This window comes from Micromonospora sp. NPDC047753, assembly GCF_040642735.1.
In the GTDB taxonomy this organism is placed as follows: Bacteria; Actinomycetota; Actinomycetes; order Mycobacteriales; family Micromonosporaceae; genus Micromonospora.
The window spans coordinates 1-4,076 of record NZ_JBEYSL010000557.1 but is presented as its reverse complement, the minus strand read 5'-3'; the positions used below and the strand labels follow the sequence as shown (position 1 = coordinate 4,076).

Sequence of the window (4,076 nt, the reverse complement as noted above, 5' to 3'; positions counted from 1 at the left end):
CAGGTACGACGGCCGTGCCAGCTCACCGGGCTGAGCCGCGCCGGTGACGGCATGCTCGCGCAGGTCGACGGGGCGGCGCTGCGGGCCCGGTTCGTCCACGAAGTCTTCGTCAGCCATTCGACCGGGCCAACTTGGGGAACCTCTTGGCACCGTTGATGACGTACTCGGCCGGCAGTCTCGTCCCCCAGGTCGGGTTGGCGGCGATCTCGGTCGCCTCCTTCACGGAGAGGACGGCCGGTGCCGGAACGGTTCCCTTGGGGTCCCAGACCAGACAGGTAGCGATCATGAGATCGACCTGGAGGCCGGCGTCGTGATGCACGGTGACCATCTGGCTCTGCACGCAGTTGCCGGGTACCTCGGTCAGCTCCACCGTCCCCGGGCGAGGGTCGCCGCCGAGGCGGTCCCGGTAGATGGAGAGCCGCAGCATGCCCGGTCCGTCGCCGCGGTCGAGGTAGAGCTGGACGAACGGCATGCCGGGGCCCGCCCCGCTGCTCTCCAGATTCGCGTAACCGCTGGTCTTGCCCGGGGGCAGCAGCCGGATCAGCAGTTCCAGGGCGCCCTGCGGTGTGGTGGTCGCCAGCTCACCGTCCGGCCCCGCCCCGATCCTCACGGTGTCGATCACAGTGGTGGAGGGAGTCGGCCCCACTGGCCGAGCGGGGTTCTCTTCGGTGCCCGGCTCGAACCCGCCAGTCGGGGAATCGGTCGGGGACGGCGTGCCGGTGTCGACCGACCCGCCCGGCAAAACCAGGTTCGGCCCGCCGGGCTGACCGGTGTCATCCGCTCCGATGCCGAGCGGACCGGCGGCCAGGCCGATCACGAGCAGCATCGCCAAGGCCGATCCGCCGGCGCCGAACTGCGCCAGGCGACGCCGGCGGCGCAGTCGGCGGCCCTGCACCACCGCCTGCTGGACCAGGTCACCCAATGGCGGGGCGGGGTGTCGGGCCAGGTCGTCCCTGAAACGCCCACGCACGTCGCCCATGTCCTTGTTCCTCCTCGGCCGACCGCCCGCAGTGGCGATCCGTCATTGACCTGACGGGTTGGCACGCCGATTTGGTTACCGGATTTCGACGGGAATTTTCAGCCACCCGCGTCGGCGGAGCGCAGCGTTCCAGCGCGTGTACGGCCACCTCCGTAGCGTCACGCTCCGCTTGCCAGAAGCGTCGCCGCAGGCGGTTCGAGCAGCTGACGCTGCTGGCGAGACTGTCGAGTGAGGCACAACCCGTAGAGCATCCTAGGAGGTTAGGTTGACGCTCTCCGGCGATCCCGACCTGCGGTTGACCCTCATCGAGCCAGGTCCATAGGATGGCCATCGATGAGGATCGCGAGTTGGAGTCGCGCCACACCAGCCGAGGCAGCAGAGCTGGCAGCACTTTTCCAGCGCGCCGAGGCGGTCGCCCCGGTCGGCATGGAGCAACGCGCTGAGGACGTCCGGAACCGACTGGCCACTCTCGGGCCGGACAGTGCCGGACGTACCCGGGTCGGCCGCGACGACACCGGCAGCGTCGCCGCGTACGGCGAGGTCGCCGACATGGGAACAGCGGACGACGTGCTCCGCATTCGCCTGACCACCGTGTTTCATCCCGACGTCGCGGACGACGTCCGCACAGAGCTGCACCACTGGCTCATCGACCAGGCGGAGCAGGTGCGGAACGACCGGGGGTCGGCACAGGCCGTCCTCGGTATCCGGTCTGCCGAGAACGACGCGGCCGGGCGCGAGCTGCTGATCCGTGGCGGCTTCGCGCTGGTCCGGCACGAACGGGACCTCGTCCTGGCGGTGCCTGACGAGCCGCCGGCTCCCGCGCTGCCGCCCGGTCTGGTGCTGACACCTGTCGACGAGCGCTACGACGAACTCGCCCGGTTGGCCCACAATGAGGCCTACGCCGACAGCCCCGCAGCGGTTCGACCAGACCAGCGCACCTGGCCCCAGCACGCGACCGGGCATCCGCGGTTCCTGCCCGACCTCTCCTGCCTGGTGCTCGCCGAGGCCGACCGAGGCGACAACCCGGTGGCCGCCTTCCTCTTCGCACTCGCCGACGGCAACACGGACACGCCGACGGCGATCCTGCACTGCCTGGGCACCCGAGCGCCCTGGCGCCGTAGTGGTCTGGCCACAGCGATGATCTCGCGGGTCCTGCACCGCGCGCCCTCCGCCGGCGTCCGACAACTACGACTCAAGGTCACCGACAGCAATCACAGCGCTCTGACGCTTTACCGAAAACTGGGTTTCGTGGAGTCGGGGCAAGGGTTCGCGGTGCTGATGCGCCAGCTCAACCCCGAGGCCGACGAGCAGCCGTAAGCCCGACTCCCGCTCTGCGCCGGGCACGCAGCAGGTTCTGCGATCCGCCACAGCGCGTGGAGCCCGCCGATGCGGCCGTCCCGCTTGTCGGTTCCGGTCTGGTCCACGCGTAACGCGGGTCGACCAGCCGCAGTGCGCGCGGACTCCACCCCTTCCGCCCGGATCCGTAACAGGTCCGAAACTACCGGTTGAAAACTCTGGAATTTTCTGCCAGCCTGAGAGCCATCGACAAGTGTGAACGTTAACAAGATCAGTTAGCACTGGAGGCGCTCCACGCGACCGTCGGGCCCGCCCACCTGCCAGGAGACCACGTCCACCCCGAAAGAGCCCAACGCCGCAACCACTCCCCCACGGGCGACCGGGCCTACCTGTCACCACTCCCTCTATTCGCTGGCCAGGTAGCCCGAACCGACTCGCAGCCGGGCGGACGCCCGACCTGAGTCCGCCCCCCGCTCGGGCGAACTCACCATCGCGTCCGCCGCTGTTCCAGCGGGCCCCCGCTGGGACAGCGACAGGAATCCCCTACCCCACCACTGGAGGATCAGCATGGTTTCCCGGACCCGTCCCATCGGGCGCACCCGACTACGAACACTCACTCTTTCCGGAACGGCCGCGATAATTCTGGCCCTGGTCGTCTCACTGGTGCCCAATCTGGCCCAGGCCGCCGAGACGACCCTCGGTGCCGCCGCAGCCCAGTCCGGCCGATACTTCGGTGCCGCCGTCGCCGCCAACAAACTCAACGACAGCGCCTACACGACGATCCTGAACCGCGAGTTCAATGCCATCACCCCCGAAAACGAAATGAAGATCGACGCGACGGAGCCGCAGCAGAACAACTTCACCTTCGGCAACGCGGACCGGATCGTGAACCACGCCCTCTCCCGGGGATGGAAGGTCCGCGGCCACACCCTGGCCTGGTACTCGCAGCAGCCGGGCTGGATGCAGAGCATGGAGGGCACCACGCTGCGCAACGCGATGCTGAACCACGTCACCAGGGTGGCCACCTACTACCGCGGCAAGATCTACTCGTGGGACGTCGTGAACGAGGCGTTCGAGGACGGCAACAGCGGCGCCCGTCGTAACTCGAACCTCCAGCGCACCGGCAACGACTGGATCGAGGCGGCGTTCCGCGCCGCCGACGCGGCGGACCCGGACGCGAAGCTCTGCTACAACGATTACAACACCGACAACTGGACCTGGGCCAAGACCCAGGCGGTCTACAACATGGTGCGCGACTTCAAGTCCCGTGGCGTGCCGATCGACTGCGTCGGGTTCCAGTCGCACTTCAACGCCAACTCGCCGTACAACAGCAACTACCGCACCACGCTGTCCAGCTTCGCCGCCCTCGGGGTGGACGTGCAGATCACCGAGTTGGACATTGAGGGGTCCGGCACGACGCAGGCCAACACCTACCGCAGTGTGGTCAACGACTGCCTTGCCGTGGCTCGCTGCAACGGGCTCACCGTGTGGGGGGTGCGCGACTGTGACTCGTGGCGCTCCGGTGGCACTCCGCTGCTCTTCGACTGCAGCGGCAACAAGAAGGCCGCCTACACCTCCACGCTGGAGGCCCTGAACAGCGCCGGCCCCGGCACCACCCCCACGCCCACCACGCCGGGCCCCACCCCCACCGTCCCACCGGGCTCGGCCAGCGAGATCGTCGGCACCCAGTCCGGCCGGTGCGTCGACGTGCCGAACGCGGCGACCACCAACGGCACCCGCGTCCAGCTCTACGACTGCAACAAGCAGACCAACCAGGCCTGGACCTACACCTCGAACAAAC

General features: G+C 68.4%; 3 protein-coding genes. 2 read left to right on the top strand and 1 reads right to left on the bottom strand.

Annotated elements, in window-relative coordinates; translation table 11 throughout:
• Nucleotides 1–109: 109 nt before the first annotated feature.
• Nucleotides 110–979, bottom strand: coding sequence for a hypothetical protein (locus ABZ749_RS30795; RefSeq protein ID WP_357233905.1), 870 nt, complete (start codon nt 977–979; stop codon nt 110–112).
• Between the two features lie 333 nt (nt 980–1,312).
• On the opposite strand from ABZ749_RS30795, the gene ABZ749_RS30790 reads away from it, so the two are divergent.
• Nucleotides 1,313–2,296 (top strand): GNAT family N-acetyltransferase, encoded by a 984-nt coding sequence (locus ABZ749_RS30790; protein ID WP_357233903.1) that lies wholly within the window; start codon nt 1,313–1,315, stop codon nt 2,294–2,296.
• 546 nt (nt 2,297–2,842) lie between these two features.
• Nucleotides 2,843–4,076, top strand: a 1,234-nt coding sequence (locus tag ABZ749_RS30785; protein ID WP_357233901.1) for an endo-1,4-beta-xylanase, incomplete at its 3' end; no start/stop codon positions are given.

Excerpts from the sequence above, each read along its gene's own strand:
- ABZ749_RS30795 (WP_357233905.1), bottom strand. The coding sequence starts at position 979 with ATGGGCGACGTGCGTGGGCGTTTCAGGGACGACCTGGCCCGACACCCC.
- ABZ749_RS30790 (WP_357233903.1), top strand. The coding sequence starts at position 1,313 with ATGAGGATCGCGAGTTGGAGTCGCGCCACACCAGCCGAGGCAGCAGAG.